Below are 17,137 nucleotides of genomic sequence, written 5' to 3'. Positions count from 1 at the left end.
ACTAATGTTGCATTTTCTACAACATTTTTGGTCAGTTTGGGGCTGCCGACCACAAAATGTTGTATTTTGTACAACATTTCAGGGCAAATTGGGCCTTCTGCCGCCAAAATGTTGCACTTTCTGCAACATTTTGGCCAGAACCCCCGTGGACCAAGGGAAAATGTTGTACATTCTGCAACATTTTATCATCGCAGAGGGACTCGGGAGGGGATTTCGTACGATTCCGCTCTTCGTTTACGTGTTTGGCTCAGCCAGGAGTCGATAGGACAGCAGTCGCTCCTCGTAATCGGGGATCGGCGATACGATCAAAAACTCGTCGTTCCCGCACTTCCTTTGCAGGTTTCTCAAATGTTCGCGGACTTGCCGGCCTGTCCCGGCAAACCCTTGAAAAGGCGAACCCCCGCGGGCGCGGAAACCCTCCGCACTCCTCGCCGCCAAGGCCTCGGCCCGCGCTTCGGTCTCCGCGCAAATCACGCTGACGGCAAGCATGGCGGAGGGCTCAGGGCGTTGAACGGAGGGGCGAAAGGCTTCGCGGTAGGCCCGCAGGATCTCGGCTCCGTCGCTGTCGCTCATAAATTGGCCGAAGACGTATCCCGTTCCGAGTTCGGCCGCGTAGCCCGCGCTTTTGACATTGGTACCGAGCATCCACAGTTCTAGCGGAAGCCGGGGAACCGGCCTAGCGGCAACGGGATGATCATCGTAGCAGTAACGATCCGCAAGCAGGTCGGTAAGATCCTTGGCCAGCTGCGGATAACGACCCACCCGTTCCAGAAAATTGCCGCTTAACGCCATCGCCGCGTGCGCCTCCCCGCCGGGAGCTCTCCCGATCCCAAGATCGATGCGCCCCGGATACAGAGCCGCCAGCAGCCGGAAGTTTTCCGCTACCTTCAGAGGACTGTAATGCGGCAGCAAGACGGCGCCCGACCCAAGACGAATCCGGCGGGTGGCCGCTCCAATCGCCGACAGCAGCACCTCCGGCGCCGAGCTGGCCAGCCCTTCCATATCGTGATGTTCCGCCGTCCAATAACGGAGATAACCCAGCTCTTCCGCTTGCCGGGCCAACCGGATCGCTTGTTCGAGCGCCGCTTCCGCCGTTGTCCCCGGGAGCTTTGGAACCAAGTCCAGTACGCTCAGCTTCAGCCCCATCTCAGATTCATTCATCGTCCCCCTCCTTCTCCTCCTCAGGTTCCCCCTGCCCTTGAAAATACAAACGTTTCACGCCGCCCGGCCCAACCCGGGTATCCCAGAAACCGAGACCCGACTGCAGCAACGAACATAGCATCGAGATTACCCCGCCATGCGTGACGATCAGCAAACGTGCGGACTCAACCGATTGGGACGCGGTTAGCGGCGAAAACGGATATAATCGCATGGTCGACGGCAGGGACGCCTCACGCAACGGGCAGCTTGCCAAGCTGCCAAAACTGGAGTTGGAGTCTGTTCCCGCTAACGCTTCCGTCCGCGTTAGGAGTTCCCCGCACATCTCCGTAACACGTGTCTTAAAGGCCTGCCACGATTCGCCGTCAGGCGGCGTTACGCTCTGCGGATCGTCGATCCAGGTACGGTAACGCTCGTCTTCCTTGAGCATCTCATACGTCAGGCCTTCCCACCGGCCGAAATTCATTTCCCGCAGGCGGGGGTCCTGCTGCGCGCCATCCAGCAAATCAGGGCGGGCCCAAGCCAGCGTTTCCCGGCAGCGCCGCAAATCGCTGGTATAAACTGCGGCGAAGTTCACCCCTGCCAGCTCCCGGCCCAGCTCTGCCAAGCCCGCCGCTTCGCCCGGTAGCAGCGGCGGATCGCTGTGCCCTTGATACCGGCGTTCGGCGTTCCACGCCGTGAGGCCATGGCGAACCAGCCACCATTCCACGCTCATTCCCGTTCACCTCCCAGGCCATTTCCTCTCAGCTCGAGCTAATGCCCGGCTTGATGACGCAACGGATCGCATTCCGACTAAATCCAGGTCCAATTGCCGGTGACCGCGATCCAGATCGCCGTTCCCGCGATCACCGTCGCATTCGCCGTCCAAAACATCAATCTCGCCGTGCGAGCCACATCCTCGGGCACCAGTTCCCGGGTGTTGTCGCCCATATAGGCGCGGAACGAGACGACGCCGTGGTAGGAATTTTCGCCGCCAAGACGCACGCCCAGCGCCCCCGCTACCGCCGCTTCCGGATAGCCGCTGTTCGGGCTCGGATGCTTGGCGGCATCGCGGCGCACCATTCGCCGCGCGCCGCGGGCATCCAGCCGCAAGGCCCATGCTGCGATGTAGAGCAGCAGCGCCGTCAGCCGCGCGGGGATGTAATTGGCGAGATCGTCCAACCGGGCGGAAGCCCAGCCGAGATCGATGTATTTGTCGTTCTTGTAGCCGACCATCGAATCGAGGGTGTTCACCGCCCGGTACGCCATCGCCAGCGGGGCGCCGCCCAGCAGTGCAAAAAACAGCGGCGACACGACGGCGTCGACGATGTTCTCGGCGACGGTTTCGACGGCGCCGCGCGTGATCTCCGGCGCATCCAGGTGCGCCGTGTCGCGTCCGACGATCATGCCGAGCGCGCGGCGGGCGGCGGGCAGGTCACCGCGCAGCAGATGGCCGGCCACGTCCATCCCCGCCTCGCGCAAGCCTTTGGCGGCGATCGTCGTCCAGATGAGGGCGGCCTCCACCGCGGCCGCCAGCCACGGGCTGACCTGGGCCAGCAGGCGCAGCAGCGCCCAGGTCAAGGCAAAGCTGCCGCCGGCCACGACCAGCGGCAGCAGCACCCCCGCCGCCCGGTAGCGGCGGGGCGGGACGAGGCGGCGGATGGCCGCCTCGAGCGCGGCGATCGCCTTGCCCATCCCCACCACCGGGTGGGGAAGCCAGCGCGGATCGCCGAGCAGCCGGTCGAGCGCATATGCGACCGGCACCACCCACCACGCCGCCATCATCGGCGTGCCCCCGCACCCGCGGCCGCCGCGCGAAGCGACGCGCCTACGGCGGCGTACACCAGGCGGCCCACCGTGCCGCCCAGGTCCGTCGCGGTGCCCGCGTAAGCGTGCAGCAGCGGCCAGTCGGCCCGCTGGCTCACGCCAAGCGCGACCGCGTCGGTCGTGGTGCCGGTGGCCGCAAGCCCGTTCTCGGCGTCCAGCACGCCGAGGTCGCCCAGCGCGGCCGTTTTGGCCTCCGTCGCCGTCATCACGGCGTTGACCATCGCCGCCGGCGTCAGCCGCCCGTCCACGGCCAGCAGCACATTGATCGTTCCCGGCGTCCACGAGGCCGGGAACGTCGTCCGCCGAACGCCGGCCCGCGCGGCGTTCGACGCTCCCGCCGTCGCGCAGCAGAAGACGGCGAAATCGTCGCCCCGCTCCTCCGCCACCGCCGCGTAACGCATCGGCACCGCCGTCAACAACCCCGCCGTCGCCTCAGAAGGATACCCCCACTGTCCTAACAATTCCGCAATGTCCCGCGCCGGATCGTCGCAGCGGTAATGGCGGTCCACATAAATGTTGACCATGCGGCGCAGTTGACCGAAGCCGCCGCCATACACCGCGCTGCTCAGCCCGTCCATCGTTTGCGGAGCTTCCAGCATCAAATGCCGCTCCCCCAATACCAGCTTCAAGCCGGGCCAGGCTTCGGATGCATAAACCTCGCCCGGCTTCGCCTCCTTAAAAGGCATCTCCATCGTCATTCTTCCCTTCCTCCCAACAACACATCTCGAACAAACGATGCTCGTTCATCCCATCTCTATCGTCATGAATTCACGCGGATCCCGTCTCATTCTCCATGAATTCTCCTTCACCGAATCTTTCCCGTCATAGATTCACCCAACACTGCTTCCAACTCCCGCAGCAGCTTGCCGCAGGCCGCCTCGTCCTTCACCGCCAGCCGGATGTCCCGCTTTGTCAGCCCCGGGTACATCGCGCAACTGCGCACCAATACCCCGCGCCGTCCCAGCGCGGTCTGCATCGCTTCGGCCGTCCAAGGCTCCGGCAGCCGGACAAGCAGGAAGTTGGCTTCTCCCGGCCACGTTTGGCATCCCAGCCGCGTCAGTTCGCCCATCAGCCGATCGCGTTGCCGCTTCGCCAATTCCAAAGTCGCCAGCTCGTACGAAGCGTCCGCCCCTAAGCAATACTCTCCCGCCAACAAAGCCAGCGAATTGACGCTCCAGGTCACCTGCTTGTCCCGCATGCGCCGGGCCGTCTCCGGATGCGCGATCGCGTAACCTAGCCTGAGGCCCGGAATCGCATAAAACTTCGTCATCGACCGGATCAGGATGAGATGCGGATATTCCCCCAGCTCCGGCAGCAGCGTCCGGCGCTCCGGCTCCGGAATAAAGTCGATAAACGCCTCGTCCACCACCACGTATGTGCCGTGTCGCTCTCCGGCCGCGGCGAACCGCCGCAGCTCGTCCATCCCGTACTGCACCCCGTTCGGGTTGTTGGGCTGCCCGATGAACGTCAAATCCGTCTCACGGATCAGCCCTTCGATCTCCTCCGGCGCTGCCCGGAAGGCTTGCTCCTCCATTCCGAACACCGACAGCACCCGGGCGCCAAACTGCTCCGAAAGCGTACGGTATTCGGAGAAGCAAGGCTCCACCACCCCGACCTTCTTCGGGGCGAGTCCGAGCAACGCCAACGCCATATTTTCCGCGGCTCCATTTCCGACGACCAGCGTCTCCTCCTCCACTTGAAGGCGGTACGCCAACTGCGTTACGAGCCTGCGGTGACCGGGATCCGGATAACGTACAATGTCCGGCAGCGCCTCCCGAAGGGCATCCAGCAGTCCCGGCGGCGGCCCCAGCGGATTGATGTTGGCGCTAAAGTCCGTCCATTCCCCCGCCGCCACGCCGTACCGGGCCGAAGCCGTCACCAGGTCGCCGCCGTGGCCGTAAACTTCCAATTCCATGACTGATCCCTCTTTTCTTACGCTCTATGCAAAAATGAACGGATTTTTCAAACTCGTTCTAAAAGTTCAGGTGTCCCCATTATCTGTTCCCCGCCTATTTCCGTCAATAAGGAAGGACTTGGCGTTCTTTTTCGGCAAAAAACTTTACTCCCCCTTTGGTTTCGACACCAATTGGTTTACAATAAAATCGTATGCGTGTTTGACTATATACCGGGGCCTGAGATTCAGGCGGCCGGCCGCAAAATAGGAGGATGGAGAACCATGCTGTTTATCGATAACGAAGGCATCACCGATGCGTCCGTCAATTTGGCCATCGAAGAATTTGCCTTGAGACATTTGCCGCTGGAAGACGACAGCTATTTGCTGTTTTACATCAACGCCCCTTCCATCATTATCGGCAAGCACCAGAACACCATCGAGGAGATCAACCAGGAATACGTCAAGGAGAACGGCGTGCAAGTTGTGCGGCGGCTTTCCGGCGGCGGGGCGGTGTACCACGACCTGGGGAACCTGAACTTCAGCTTCATCACCAAGGATGACGGCCAATCGTTCCACAATTTCCGTAAGTTTACCGAGCCGGTGGTGCAAGCATTGAAATCGCTGGGCGTGAATGCGGAAATGACCGGGCGCAACGACCTTCAGGTCGGGGAGCAAAAGATCTCCGGCAACGCCCAATTCGCCACGCGCGGCCGCATGTTCAGCCACGGCACGCTGATGTTTAATCTGAATCTCGACAACGTACAGGCATCGCTGCATGCCAATCCGGAGAAATTCAAATCCAAGAGCACCAAATCCGTGCGCAGCCGGGTCGCCAACATCATCGATTTCCTGGACCGCAAAATGACGATCGAGGAATTTCGCGCCGAGCTGCTGCGGCATATTTTCGGCATGGAGCCGAACGCCGTGCCTCAGTATAAATTGACGGAAGCGGATTGGGCGAAGATCCATGAGATTTCCGCGCAACGCTATAAGAACTGGGATTGGAACTACGGCCTGTCGCCGGAGAGCAACGTGAAGCACGCCAAAAAGTTCCCGGTCGGCATCATCGACCTGCGCATGAACATCAAGGACGGGCATATTCAGGACATCAAGATCTACGGCGATTTCTTTGGCGTCGGCGACGTGGCGGATATCGAGGACAAGCTGAGAGGCGTGAAATATGAGGATTCGGCCGTACGGGAGGCGCTTGCCGGCACGGATGTGAAGCACTACTTCGGCAATTTGGAGCTGGACGAATTCATCGGACTGGTTTTCCTTGAAGAGTAACGAACCTGCCGTATCTTTGAAAAATCCCGCCATGAACCGAACCCGCCTGGCCGATCTGGGGCTGCTGTTCGTCGCGTTCATGTGGGGCTGCACTTTCTTGATCGTTCAGCAAGCGGTGCGGGTGCTCCCGCCCCTGGCCTTTAACGGCATTCGCTTTATCGGGGCGGCGCTGTTGCTCGCTTTGATCATCGCCGCGTTTTACCGGCACGAATGGAAGCAATTATCTTGGAGCATGGCGGGGCATGCCGCGCTGCTCGGGTTGTTCCTGTTCCTTGGCTATTCGTTTCAAACGGTCGGCTTGCTGTACACCTCCACCTCGAATGCGGGGTTCATTACGGGATTGTCAGTCGTCATTGTGCCTTTTTTATCGTTTTGGCTGCTAAAGCATCGCATTTCCCGTTTTACCTGGATCAGCGCGTTTCTGGCCGCCGTCGGCCTCTATCTGTTGGCGTTCGCCGGCACCCGGGGCTTGGCTTTGAATCGCGGCGATGCGCTCGTATTTTTGTGCGCCATTGCCTTTGGGCTGCATGTCGCCTACACCGGCGTGTTCGCTCCCCGATATCCGGCGCTGCCCTTAGCTTCGCTGCAGATGGCGGTCGTCGGCGTTCTCAGCGCGGCCGGCTCGCTTCTGTTTGAACGTTCGGCTTCCTGGAGCGCGACGGCCGGTCAACTCATGCAACCGGAGGTCTGGCTTGCGTTGCTCGTATCGATTGGGCCGACCAGCGCGTTTGCGTTTTGGATCCAGACGGTGAGCCAGAAATTCACCAGTCCTTCTCGGGTGGCGGTGATTTTCGCCATGGAGCCGGTGTTCGCCGCGGCGACCGGCGTGCTTTTCGGGGGCGAACGGCTGGGGTTGGCGGCTGGGCTCGGCTGTCTATGCATATTGGGCGGCATGTTGCTGGCGGAATTGAAATCCGCCGGATAGAGAGAACATTCCTAAAGGAGAGAAACCATGTATAAACTGATTGCCATCGACATCGACGACACCTTGATCAATGACGACAAAGAAGTGACTCCTGCTACGCAGCAGGCGTTAGAGCAAGCGGTGGCCAAAGGCGTCGTCGTGACCCTGGCTACCGGCCGCGCCTACGCGTCGGCCCAAGCGATCGCCCGTCAGACCGGGCTGAACGTGCCGATTATTACGTACCAAGGAGCGCTCGTCAAAAACCTGATGGACGAAAAGGTGCTCTACGAGCGTTACGTCCCGATGGAAGCGGCCCGCAAGCTGTTCGAATACTGCATTGAGCGCAACCTGCACCTGCAAACGTACATCGACGACAAGCTATACGCCCGCGAAGAGAACCAGAAGCTGATCGACTATACCGCGCTGAACCGGACGCGTTATTATGTGGAGCCGGATTTTGCCAAGCTGGTAGCCCAACCGACGCCGAAAATGCTGATCATCGACGATCCCGATTACCTGGACCAAATCGCGCCGGAGCTGCGCGAGCTGCTGGGGGACGGCGTTCATATCACCAAGTCCAAGCCGAACTTCCTCGAAATCATGCATGCGGAAGGCACGAAAGGTCATGCCCTGCGTTTCCTGGCGACCCATTTCGGCTGCGACTTGTCGCAAACGATCGCCATCGGCGATTCGTGGAACGATCACGAGATGCTGGAGGCCGCCGGCCTGGGCGTGGCCATGGGCAATGCCATCCCGGCGTTGAAGGATATCGCCGACTTCGTCACATTGGGCAACAACGAGGACGGCGTGAAGCACGTGATCGACAAGTTTGTGCTGAATGCTTAGCGCGAAAAAGACTAACCGGAGCTCCTCCAGTTAGTCTTTTTTTGTATAAAGTCGATTTTTCGCATATAAATTGCCGCTTACGGCCCAATCTGCGAATTCTATTCGGTTTTTCATATAGATTTAGGGTATTCGCTCCCCAAAGGATTGAATAAGCATGAAATTTCGCATACATCCGATCGAAACTGCCTGTAGTGGGCGAATTGTATTCGAATTTTCGCATAGATTTGGTCGATCTGCTTGGAACGGAACGCGGCCCAGTCGCCCACACCGCCATCATTCCCCCGCCTGCAGCGGTACCCTCATCCCCGTCGCGGCAAACTCCATGCCTTCCGGCAATCCGTAATCGCGGCGAAGGTCGATGTCGTGCGACAGATGCGTAAACACCGTCCGTGCCGGGCGGACCTCGTTCAAGAGCTCCAGCGCTTCCTTCACGTCATACACTGACCGGGTCGCGAACTCCGCCGTCTCGTGATAGAAGCTCGTGCCGAGCACCAGCAGGTCAAGGCCGAACAGCGGCTGCTTTTGTTCCTCGGGTAAAGCGATCGAATCGGAGCAGTATGCCCAGGCGAAGCCGTTTTTCTCCAATCGGTAGGCATACGAAAATCCGTTTTTGCCGTGGAACACCTTCCACGCACGGATCTTCCACCCGGCTAGCCGGGTCCCTTCTTCGCCGACGGCGTGCAGGTCCAAATGGCCGCCCAACCACGGATACTGCCGGATGATCGTATCCAGTACCTCCTGCGGCGCGTAGAGCTGCCCCCGTCTTTCCAGCCAGCGGCAGGCGTCCGCCCATTCGGGCAACCCGCCGATATGGTCGAAATGGGCGTGCGTGACTAGGATTTGCTCCGCAAAACGCTGTCCCCGCCGCTCCATGCCGGAGCGCCAATCCGGGCCGCAATCGATCAGGAAACCACCTTCGTCGCCTTCGACCGCGACCAGAGAGCGGTATCGCCGGTTCACGCCGCTGGAGCTTCGCGCTTCCCCGCACACCTCGCAATCACAATACACTCGAGGAACCCCCATCGCGTCCCCGGTGCCGATAAACTCAAGCCGATCCATGTTGAAGTCCCTCCTAAAGGTGAACAGCCTATCCAGTCTATTATTTCTCATTCCCTCTAACCAGAAGAACTGTGATGATGATCGAGAGTAGAATGATCAAAGCCAAACTAACCATATGAACTATCATATCATAAGGATCCGCTATGCTCACAAATTGAAAGAGAACATCGTTCAACAGAAATAATCGCTTCGGCATTTTATATAATTCTCATACAGCTCATATCCTAAAAATACGCGAATTTCCAGGTGTATCCCGGACCTCGCGTATTTTTAGGGCTCATCGTCCCAGTAAATCCAACGAGATCGAGTTGGGTAACTCGTGGACTTCCGGCTCCCCATAGGCCGGTTCGATCGTCAGCTCCAGACTGTCGCCATAACCCAGCGTCTTGTCCTTGACGTAGAGATGCGCCCGGTTCGCGTGGTATTGCAGCAATCCCAGGCTGTCGCGCGCGCCCTCTTTTACGATCCAGACCCGAATCGTCTGCCCTTTGTCCGGAACGAGCCCGCCGACCAGCATCAGCATTTCCCGGGTTGCCGCGTTGTACCAGACCCTTCCGTTCTCCGGCTCCAAGCGGCCCATGGCGATCGGATAAGAGATCGTATCCGGCTTGGACAGGACCGGCAGCGCTTCCGGCTCGTAGGTTTGCACATAGCGGTCCCAGCCGGCCTCAGGTTGGGTCAGTCGATCCATGGCGAACCCCATGCCGACCAGCACCATCAAAGCTGCCGCCAGCGACACCGTCCATTTCCAACGAAACGTCAGCAAGCGTAACGCCCGGCGTCGCCATCCGATCCATCTTACCCGATGCCGCAGGCTGCGCCGAATCCGTTCGGAAGGAACGGCTTCCGACCATGGGTCAAGGCGCTGCGCGGAAGGAGAGGCGGCTTGCTTCAGCAGGTGCGGCTCCGCTAACTCCGGATGCGCCGTCATGACTTGCGCCGGCCCCGGTTCTCCGGCACCTGGCATCGTCGACATGTCCGGCATGTCCGGCAGTAATTCGTTTTCGCCGCTGATCCCTAAAACGTTCTCCCAATACGTTTTTTGCTCCAGACATACCGTACAGGTGTCCAGGTGCTTCGCCATTTCGGAGCGTTTCGCCTCCGTCAGCGTTCCCAGCAGCCAATCGATCCATTCCTGCTCGGAATACATCCGAACGCATACGCGCTCGTTTTCCGTGCCATCGATCTTACGATGATTATCGCCGGCTTGCCCGTTCATGCTCGTTCCCTCCTTCCAGCGGTTCTCCCCAGCCCTGCTTCTCCAACTGCTTGCGCAAATTGCTCAGTCCGTATCGCACCCAGGACTTCACGGTGCCGATCGGCACGCTCCAGGCTTCCGCCATTTCGCGCTGGGTCTGCAGGGCAAAATAGGAGCCCATGATCGCCTTCTTCTGCGGCTCCGGCAGCGCGTAAATCGCCGTGCGGAGCGCTTCCCGCTCCAGCCGGGACAAGGCTTCGTTCTCGCCCGAGCCGTCTTCGTCCACCGCATCCCGGCGCAGCGCCTCGTCGCCTGGATATTGCAGCCGCGCTTTGCGCCGCAAGCGGTCCAGGCTGCGGCTGCGGGTCATGACCGCCAGCCAGGCCTTGATCGAGCCGCGCGACGGATCATAGTCCAGTCCGCGCCGCAGCACCTCCAAAAACACCTCATGGCAAATATCTTCGGCCTCCATCCGCTCCCCTACCAGACGGCCGGCCACCTGCATGACAAAAGGAGAATAACAGGCGTAAAACGCATCGAAGGCCGGTACCGAACCGTCGCACATTTCGCGCAGCCGCCTGGTCATCTCTTCATTTTGCAGGTCCATGTTTGTCCCTCCCGCAAAATTTCTCCTCTTCTTACCTCCCGTTTTATCAAAAATGGATTCGCTTGAAAACCCCAAAAATTTTTTTGGCCGGAATAAATCCAAGGCAGCTTTTCGTGCGTACCCTTGATGAACCATCATTATTTTCATAGGGGGAACAAGAGATGCTTCAACAAACCTATCGAAAAGCGGCGTTCCTGCTGCTCATTCTGGTCACGGCCCTCGGCGGCGCTTTAGCCGGAGCGGGCAAAACCTCGGCGGCGGGCTCGCTGGAGCTCTACACGCCTTACTTAGAATGGTCCGCCGCGCCGGGCGAATCCGTGTCTTATACGATCGATCTGGTCAATCATGGCGGCAGTACGGCTTCGGCCAATCTCTCTTTGGAGACGCAAAGCAAGGATTGGAAATACGAATTGACCGCGGGCGGCCGCGAGGTGTCGCGACTGGCGGTCAAGGCCGGGGAGACCCAGACCTTCAACCTCGACCTTGACGTGCCGCTGCAAATCAACAAGGGCCGGTACGTGTTTAATCTCAAAGCGGATGATGCCACCTTGCCGCTCGTCGTCAACGTTTCGGAGCAGGGCACCTTCAAAACCGAGCTGACCCTGGACCAGGCCAACATGGAAGGCCATTCCGACTCGACGTTCACGTACAGCGCGGTGCTGCGCAACCGGACGACGCAAAAACAAACTTATGCCTTCAGCGCGCAAGCCGAGCAAGGATGGGACGTCCGTTTTAAAGCCGACGGCAACAGCGTGACCTCGGTCGAAGTCGAACCGAACGCCGAGAAGACGGTTACGATTGAAGTCAAGCCGCCGGAGCAAATCAAAGCCGGCACATACGAAATCCCGATCGCGGCAACGAGCGGGGATACCACGGCCAACGCCAAAATCGAAGCCGTCGTGACGGGGACGTACGACATGAAATTTTCCACGACGGATGATCGGCTGAGCACGGACGTAGGTGCGGGTTCCGAACGCAAGCTGACCTTCGTGGTCCAAAATACCGGTTCCGCCGAGCTGCAGGATCTCTCCTTCTCCTCGTCCGCCCCGACGGATTGGGAAGTATCCTTCGAGCCTTCCTCGATCACGACGATTGCCCCGGGTGAAAGCAAGCAGGTTCAAGCCACGATCAAGTCGAGCAAGAAATCGTTGCCCGGGGACTACGTGGTCAGTCTGACCGCTTCCTCCGCGAACAAAAGCGCGAACGCCGATTTGCGGGTGACCGTGAAATCGTCCGTATTATGGGGATGGGTGGGGGTTCTCATCATACTGGCGGTTTGCGGAGGCATTTACTACCTGTTCCGGAAATACGGGAGAAGATAATCCATGGTTACAGCGACCGGAATGACACCCACCCCATCGGCGACCGGCGAACGTCCGGTCGTCGAGCTGGTACAGCTGACGAAGAAATACGGCGAAGCCACAGCCGTCGACCATCTGAACTTGAGCATCGCCCGCGGGGAGATTTTCGGTTTGCTTGGCCCCAACGGCGCGGGAAAAACGACAACGATCCTGATGATGCTGGGGCTGACCGAACCGACCTCGGGGCATGCGCGAATTTGCGGATTCGATCCGACGCGCGAGGCGCTTAAGGTGAAGCGAAAGGTTGGTTACCTGCCTGATGACGTCGGGTTCTATGAGGACCGGACGGCGCTGGATAACCTCGTGTACACGGCACGGCTCAACGGCGTATCGGAACAAGAGGCCCTGCAGCGCGCCAAAGCCCTTCTGGAGAAAACCGGACTTGCGGACAACGCCGGCAAAAAGGTCGGGGCGTTCTCCCGCGGGATGCGGCAGCGCCTGGGGCTGGCCGACGTGCTCATTAAAAACCCCGAGGTCATCATCCTCGACGAGCCCACGCTCGGGATCGACCCCGAAGGGGTGCGGGAGCTGCTCGCCCTCATTTCCTCGCTGAGTCGGGATGAGAAGCTGACGGTGCTGTTATCCTCGCACCACCTGCATCAAGTGCAACAAATTTGCGACCGCGTCGGCTTGTTCGTCCAAGGTCGGTTGATCGCCTCCGGCGACATCCGCTCCCTTTCCAAACAGCTGGACGCGGACGGCAACGTCTACGTCGAGGTCGGCGCCAAAGGTTGGACGGAGGAGTTGGCCCGGCACATCTCCGGCTTGGAAGGCGTCCGCGACATTCGTTACCCGGTTCAAGGGGACGATGAGCATGAGCGTGGCGTGACCGCAACTGTAGTATGCGAACGCGACCTGACCGCCCAAATCGCCGAAGCCGTGTTTCACGGGAACGCGGAGCTCGTTTACATCCGCCGGAAGGAATACGGACTGGACGACATTTATCATCGTTATTTCGAAAGAAGAGGTGAGCAATGATGCAGCCAAACAAAGCAGCTAACGCCCGTTCTCTCATGGAGCTGCTGCGCCTGAACGAATGGCGGGAGCGAGCTGGCAAGCTGTGGGCAGAGCTGCGGCAGAATGCCGGCGATGCGAATCGCCCCCGGGAACGCTCGTCCTCCTCTTTTTGGGTAATGGTGCAGAAGGAAATCGGCGACCATTTGAGCAGCTGGCGCTTTGGGATTCTGATGGGCATCATCGTGTTGGCCTGTATCGGCTCGATTTATTCGGCCGTTTCGGCGATTCGGGCAGGTGGCAGTGCAGCGGACGGCGGGGCGGGCGATACATTCCTGTTCCTGAAAATGTACACCTTAACCAGCTCCGCGCTGGCGGTTCCTTCCTTTTCCACGTTCCTCTCCTGGTTGGGGCCGCTGATCGGGATCACGCTGGGGTTCGACGCCGTCAACTCCGAGCGGAACAAAGGGACCCTCGGCCGCCTGCTGTCGCAGCCGATTTATCGCGACGATTTCATTAAGGCCAAGTTCGTGTCCGCTTTGGCAATGATCGCCGTAGTCGTCTTTTCGCTGGGCCTGCTCGTCATGGGGCTTGGCTTGTTTACGATCGGCTATCCGCCAACGCCGGAGGAGTTCGCCCGCATCCTGATCTTTCTGCTGATCGCGGTGGTCTACATCGGCTTCTGGCTCTGTCTGTCGATCCTGTTCTCGATCCGCTTCCGGCAGGCGGCGACGTCGGCGCTGTCGTCCATCGCCATCTGGCTGTTCTTTACGATCTTCTACGGCATGATCATCAACATGATCGACAGCGCCACAGCTGTCTCGCAGATGGCGGCGCCGGATGCGCAGCTTCGCCAGATGAACCTCGTGCTGACGCTGAACCGCATATCCCCGACGGAGCTGTTCTCGGAGACGATCTCGACGATGCTCTCGCCCGGCGTCCGCGCTTTGGGGCCGCTCACGATGGACCAGCTCGTCGGGGCGATCGCAAGCCCCTTGTCGCTGGGCCAAAGCCTGCTGCTGATCTGGCCGCAGTTGACCGGCCTGCTCGCCGCCACGATGATCTGCTTCGGCCTGTCCTACATCCTGTTCATGCGCCAGGAAGTACGGTCGAGAGCGTAAACGAATACGAGAACGCAAAGAAGCCGCTGAATGGTTTTTCAGCGGCTTCGTTTTCTTCCCGCCCATAATAGCGGTACTTGAGGGCCTTATTTCTAGCTTTACTCCTCTTTAGGGAGAAATAAGGCCATTTTAGGGCCTTATTTTCGCCAAATGCCCCGCAAATAGGGGATTCCAGCCTCACTCTCGCAAAATAAGGCCATTTTTTACCGTTATCGTTTGGGACTAGGCCCCCATAAAGTGAAATAAGGGTATTTTGTACCCTTATTTCCATCCTCCACTCCTATTAAATCATCACGCTCAGCGGATCGCGCTTCAGCGGATTTTCGAGAATCCAGCTCCGCTCATTATCGAAGAGATAGGCGCGGTGCACCAGGACGCGAACCTCCTGGCCTGCCTTCAACGTTTCCTTCTCCAGAGAGCGGAACGTCGTTAGGGTGTGCCCGCCGACCTCCACCTCCACCAGCCATTCGCTGCCGCGGAAGTGCAGATGCTTCACGACGGCGGGAGCGGTCGCGGACAACAGCGAAAATTCGTGTTCAGTACCCACTTCGACATACTCCGGACGGATCAAGGCTTTCGTGTCCGGTCCTCCGCTTTCCTCCTCGAAGCCCTTCAGGTCGGAGGCGCGCTCCACCAGCGTCGATTGCCCGATGAACGAGGCCACGAACGGAGTCTCCGGCTCCTTGTAAATATCCCAAGGCGTCCCTTTTTGCTCCAGCCGCCCTTGGTTGATAATCATGATTTCGTCGGCCACCTCAATCGCTTCATCCTGGTCATGGGTGACGAAAATCGAAGTGATGCCCACCCGCTCGATTAACTCGCGCAGCCACGAACGCAGCTCCTGGCGGATCTTGGCGTCGATTGCGGCAAACGGCTCATCCAGCAGCAGCAGCTGCGGCTGCGGCGCCAAAGCGCGGGCAAATGCGACCCGTTGGCGCTGCCCCCCCGACAGCTGATGCGGATAGCGGTTCTCGAATCCCCGCAGTCCGGTCAGCTCGACCAGCTCCATGACCCGCTCCCGGGTATCCGCCTTGGACACCTTCTTCACCTGCAAGCCGAAGGCAATATTATCGAATACGGTCATATGCTTAAAGAGGGCGTAGCTCTGGAATACGAAGCCGATCCCGCGATCCTGCGGTGCCAGCTCGTTAACGCGCTGCCCATGGAACAGAATTTCCCCGCTATCCGGTTGCTCCAGTCCTGCGAGCATGCGCAGTATCGACGTTTTGCCGCCGCCGCTCGGCCCAAGCAAGCCGATTAATTGCCCCTTTTCGATGCCAAAGCTGACATTTTGGACGGCATGGAAGCTGCCAAAATGCTTATCCAAATTCCGCACTTCTACATGCATGCCAAACCACACATCCTTTCCGGTTTCGAAAGCCCAAGTCAAGTCGCTGCCGTTCCTCCGCATGCTGCCAGATCTAACCTCTATCATTCGTGGAATTCTGATGAATTTACTTGGATTTATCTATAAGAATAGATTACCAAACCGCAAGCCTTCCGTCAATCTGAAAAAAAGTTGTAGCCAAGCGGTTTGAGCGGCTTTTTTCGCCATGCAGACGAACAAAAAACCAGCCTTCCCCAGTATCCTCCACCTCGGGTTGGCCGGTTTTGTCAATTAGTGTTATAAAGTATTGATGCTATGCTGGTGTAATTGGATAAAGCGAGAAGTGAAAACAAAAACGCCTTATGACGTTATGCGGTAAATGCTGTGGCTTAACATTTTGACGTGCGCGACAGCGGCCGGCTTAATCTCTTCAAAGGTCAGCCGATCCTGGATGTAGTAAGAGATAAATCCATGCATACCCAAAAACATACTGAGCGGAAGAGACGGATTGTTCTCCAGCGGATGCCTCTCCTCCTGCAAAAAACTGCGGATGATGGACTCGAACATATTGAAGCATTTGGCCTGTTCGCTGCGACAGTACGCCAATATTTCCTCGTCCCTGAGCATAAACATGATTTCGTATTGGTGCGGATGTTCCAAGCCGAATTTGATGAATTCCAGCATGAGCTGCTCCGCTTTGGTCAGCCCGTCGGTAGGCGGCCGTTTGGTCACCTGCTCGCATAGATGGGTCAGCGACTCGAAGTCTTTTACCACGATGGCGTAAAACAACTCGGCCTTTTCCTTGAAGTGATAATAAAGCGAGCCGTGACTGTATCCCAAATGCTGACCGATGCTCCTCATGGAAATCCCGCGGTACCCTTTGGTGATGAACAAGTGCCGGGCCGCTTCCATAATTCTTTCTCTCGACAACTCCTGATCAACTGCTCTTCTTGCCATAGGCATTATTCCCCTTCAATAAAATAAACCTTTTCACCTTCCGTCATCACGGCCTGCCCTCCCGTCAAATCGGTCATCCAATCCATGAAGGCTTGCGCCTCCGGATGAAGCGGCAGACAGCATAATGTCACCTTATCCGCAAACCCCGTATCTCCCGTACGGATGCCGCGGTTACGCAATTCATTCTCCACCTTGCCCAGCCAGGTGTAATCCAGCTCCACGAACACTTCCTGGTGAAGCACGCGAGTAATCGCTTCGCCCGCTTCGATCGCCGCGACGGCTCCGTCAGTATAAGCACGGATCAAGCCGCCCGCCCCAAGCATGATGCCTCCGAAATACCGGGTTACGACGATGGCGACGTTTTTGAGGCCCTGATTTTTCATCACCTCCAAAATCGGCTTGCCGGCCGTTCCGCTCGGCTCCCCGTCGTCCGATTGCTTTTGGATTTCGTCCCGTTCCCCAATCATGTACGCGGAACAGTTATGCGTGGCGTTCCAATGCTTCTTTTTGATTTCCTCGATAAACTGAAGCGCCTCGGCTTCGGTTTCCACCGGTTTCACATGTCCGATAAACCTTGATTTCTTGATGACGATTTCTTGTTCTCCGGCTTGCCTGACCGTCTTGTACTTTTCCAGCATATGAGACCATCCTTATGAAT

General features: G+C 58.5%; 18 protein-coding genes. 6 read left to right on the top strand and 12 right to left on the bottom strand.

Annotated elements, in window-relative coordinates; all coding sequences use genetic code 11:
• Nucleotides 1–234 precede the first annotated feature (234 nt).
• The 5 genes from MJ257_RS13820 to cobD form a co-directional block, all read right to left on the bottom strand.
• Nucleotides 235–1,161 (bottom strand): MsnO8 family LLM class oxidoreductase, encoded by a 927-nt coding sequence (locus MJ257_RS13820; RefSeq protein ID WP_240269784.1) that lies wholly within the window; start codon nucleotides 1,159–1,161, stop codon nucleotides 235–237.
• Nucleotides 1,154–1,873, bottom strand: coding sequence for a histidine phosphatase family protein (locus MJ257_RS13815; protein WP_240269783.1), 720 nt, complete (start codon nucleotides 1,871–1,873; stop codon nucleotides 1,154–1,156). The genes MJ257_RS13820 and MJ257_RS13815 overlap by 8 nt, the downstream gene beginning before the upstream one ends.
• Before the next feature lie 77 nt (nucleotides 1,874–1,950).
• On the bottom strand, nucleotides 1,951–2,919 hold the full coding sequence (gene cbiB, locus MJ257_RS13810) for an adenosylcobinamide-phosphate synthase CbiB (protein WP_240269789.1): 969 nt from the start codon (nucleotides 2,917–2,919) through the stop codon (nucleotides 1,951–1,953).
• Nucleotides 2,919–3,662: an adenosylcobinamide amidohydrolase gene (locus tag MJ257_RS13805; RefSeq protein WP_240269782.1), complete on the bottom strand. Its 744-nt coding sequence runs from the start codon at nucleotides 3,660–3,662 to the stop codon at nucleotides 2,919–2,921. Before MJ257_RS13805 ends, cbiB begins: the two co-directional genes overlap by 1 nt.
• Nucleotides 3,663–3,769: 107 nt before the next feature.
• Nucleotides 3,770–4,879 (bottom strand): threonine-phosphate decarboxylase CobD, encoded by a 1,110-nt coding sequence (cobD, locus tag MJ257_RS13800; RefSeq protein ID WP_240269781.1) that lies wholly within the window; start codon nucleotides 4,877–4,879, stop codon nucleotides 3,770–3,772.
• A 261-nt stretch (nucleotides 4,880–5,140) separates the two neighbouring features.
• Here cobD and lplA point away from each other — a divergent pair, with 261 nt between their 5' ends.
• Genes lplA through MJ257_RS13785 form a run of 3 tightly spaced genes read left to right on the top strand, consistent with a single transcriptional unit; the run spans nucleotide 5,141 to nucleotide 7,895 of the window.
• Nucleotides 5,141–6,145, top strand: coding sequence for a lipoate--protein ligase (gene lplA, locus MJ257_RS13795; protein ID WP_240269780.1), 1,005 nt, complete (start codon nucleotides 5,141–5,143; stop codon nucleotides 6,143–6,145).
• Between the two features lie 31 nt (nucleotides 6,146–6,176).
• Nucleotides 6,177–7,070, top strand: a complete 894-nt coding sequence (locus MJ257_RS13790; RefSeq protein ID WP_240269779.1) for a DMT family transporter — start codon at nucleotides 6,177–6,179, stop codon at nucleotides 7,068–7,070.
• A gap of 27 nt (nucleotides 7,071–7,097) precedes the next feature.
• Nucleotides 7,098–7,895 carry a Cof-type HAD-IIB family hydrolase gene (locus MJ257_RS13785; protein WP_240269778.1) on the top strand — a complete coding sequence of 266 codons (798 nt, stop codon included), beginning with the start codon at nucleotides 7,098–7,100 and terminating at the stop codon, nucleotides 7,893–7,895.
• 273 nt (nucleotides 7,896–8,168) lie between these two features.
• On the opposite strand, the gene MJ257_RS13780 is transcribed toward MJ257_RS13785, so the two are convergent.
• From MJ257_RS13780 to MJ257_RS13770, 3 genes are all read right to left on the bottom strand, one after another.
• Nucleotides 8,169–8,954, bottom strand: a complete 786-nt coding sequence (locus MJ257_RS13780; protein WP_240269777.1) for an MBL fold metallo-hydrolase — start codon at nucleotides 8,952–8,954, stop codon at nucleotides 8,169–8,171.
• Nucleotides 8,955–9,231: 277 nt separating this feature from the next.
• Nucleotides 9,232–10,173: an anti-sigma factor gene (locus MJ257_RS13775; protein ID WP_240269776.1), complete on the bottom strand. Its 942-nt coding sequence runs from the start codon at nucleotides 10,171–10,173 to the stop codon at nucleotides 9,232–9,234.
• On the bottom strand, nucleotides 10,151–10,759 hold the full coding sequence (locus tag MJ257_RS13770) for an RNA polymerase sigma factor (protein WP_240269775.1): 609 nt from the start codon (nucleotides 10,757–10,759) through the stop codon (nucleotides 10,151–10,153). The genes MJ257_RS13775 and MJ257_RS13770 overlap by 23 nt, the downstream gene beginning before the upstream one ends.
• Nucleotides 10,760–10,920: 161 nt before the next feature.
• On the opposite strand from MJ257_RS13770, the gene MJ257_RS13765 reads away from it, so the two are divergent.
• The 3 genes from MJ257_RS13765 to MJ257_RS13755 are packed head-to-tail and all read left to right on the top strand — an operon-like array spanning nucleotide 10,921 to nucleotide 14,195.
• On the top strand, nucleotides 10,921–12,081 hold the full coding sequence (locus MJ257_RS13765; RefSeq protein ID WP_240269774.1) for a COG1470 family protein: 1,161 nt from the start codon (nucleotides 10,921–10,923) through the stop codon (nucleotides 12,079–12,081).
• Between the two features lie 3 nt (nucleotides 12,082–12,084).
• Nucleotides 12,085–13,098, top strand: a complete 1,014-nt coding sequence (locus MJ257_RS13760) for an ABC transporter ATP-binding protein (protein ID WP_240269773.1) — start codon at nucleotides 12,085–12,087, stop codon at nucleotides 13,096–13,098.
• Nucleotides 13,095–14,195, top strand: a complete 1,101-nt coding sequence (locus MJ257_RS13755; protein ID WP_240269772.1) for an ABC transporter permease — start codon at nucleotides 13,095–13,097, stop codon at nucleotides 14,193–14,195. The genes MJ257_RS13760 and MJ257_RS13755 overlap by 4 nt, the downstream gene beginning before the upstream one ends.
• On the opposite strand, the gene MJ257_RS13750 is transcribed toward MJ257_RS13755, so the two are convergent.
• From MJ257_RS13750 to MJ257_RS13735, 4 genes are all read right to left on the bottom strand, one after another.
• Nucleotides 14,164–14,466: a hypothetical protein gene (locus tag MJ257_RS13750; protein WP_240269771.1), complete on the bottom strand. Its 303-nt coding sequence runs from the start codon at nucleotides 14,464–14,466 to the stop codon at nucleotides 14,164–14,166. The genes MJ257_RS13755 and MJ257_RS13750 overlap by 32 nt on opposite strands.
• Before the next feature lie 12 nt (nucleotides 14,467–14,478).
• Entirely contained in the window at nucleotides 14,479–15,543 is a 1,065-nt protein-coding gene (locus MJ257_RS13745) for a sulfate/molybdate ABC transporter ATP-binding protein (protein ID WP_240269788.1), read from the bottom strand.
• 339 nt (nucleotides 15,544–15,882) lie between these two features.
• A complete protein-coding gene (locus tag MJ257_RS13740; RefSeq protein WP_059046549.1) occupies nucleotides 15,883–16,479 on the bottom strand; it encodes a TetR/AcrR family transcriptional regulator in 597 nt (198 codons plus the stop codon).
• Between the two features lie 5 nt (nucleotides 16,480–16,484).
• A complete protein-coding gene (locus MJ257_RS13735; protein ID WP_240269770.1) occupies nucleotides 16,485–17,117 on the bottom strand; it encodes a YigZ family protein in 633 nt (210 codons plus the stop codon).
• Nucleotides 17,118–17,137: the final 20 nt, after the last annotated feature.

This window comes from Paenibacillus timonensis (genome assembly GCF_022427145.1).
GTDB lineage: Bacteria > Bacillota > Bacilli > Paenibacillales > Paenibacillaceae > Fontibacillus > Fontibacillus timonensis.
The sequence above is the reverse complement of the archived record's forward strand: the minus strand, read 5'-3'. Positions and strand labels throughout refer to the sequence as shown.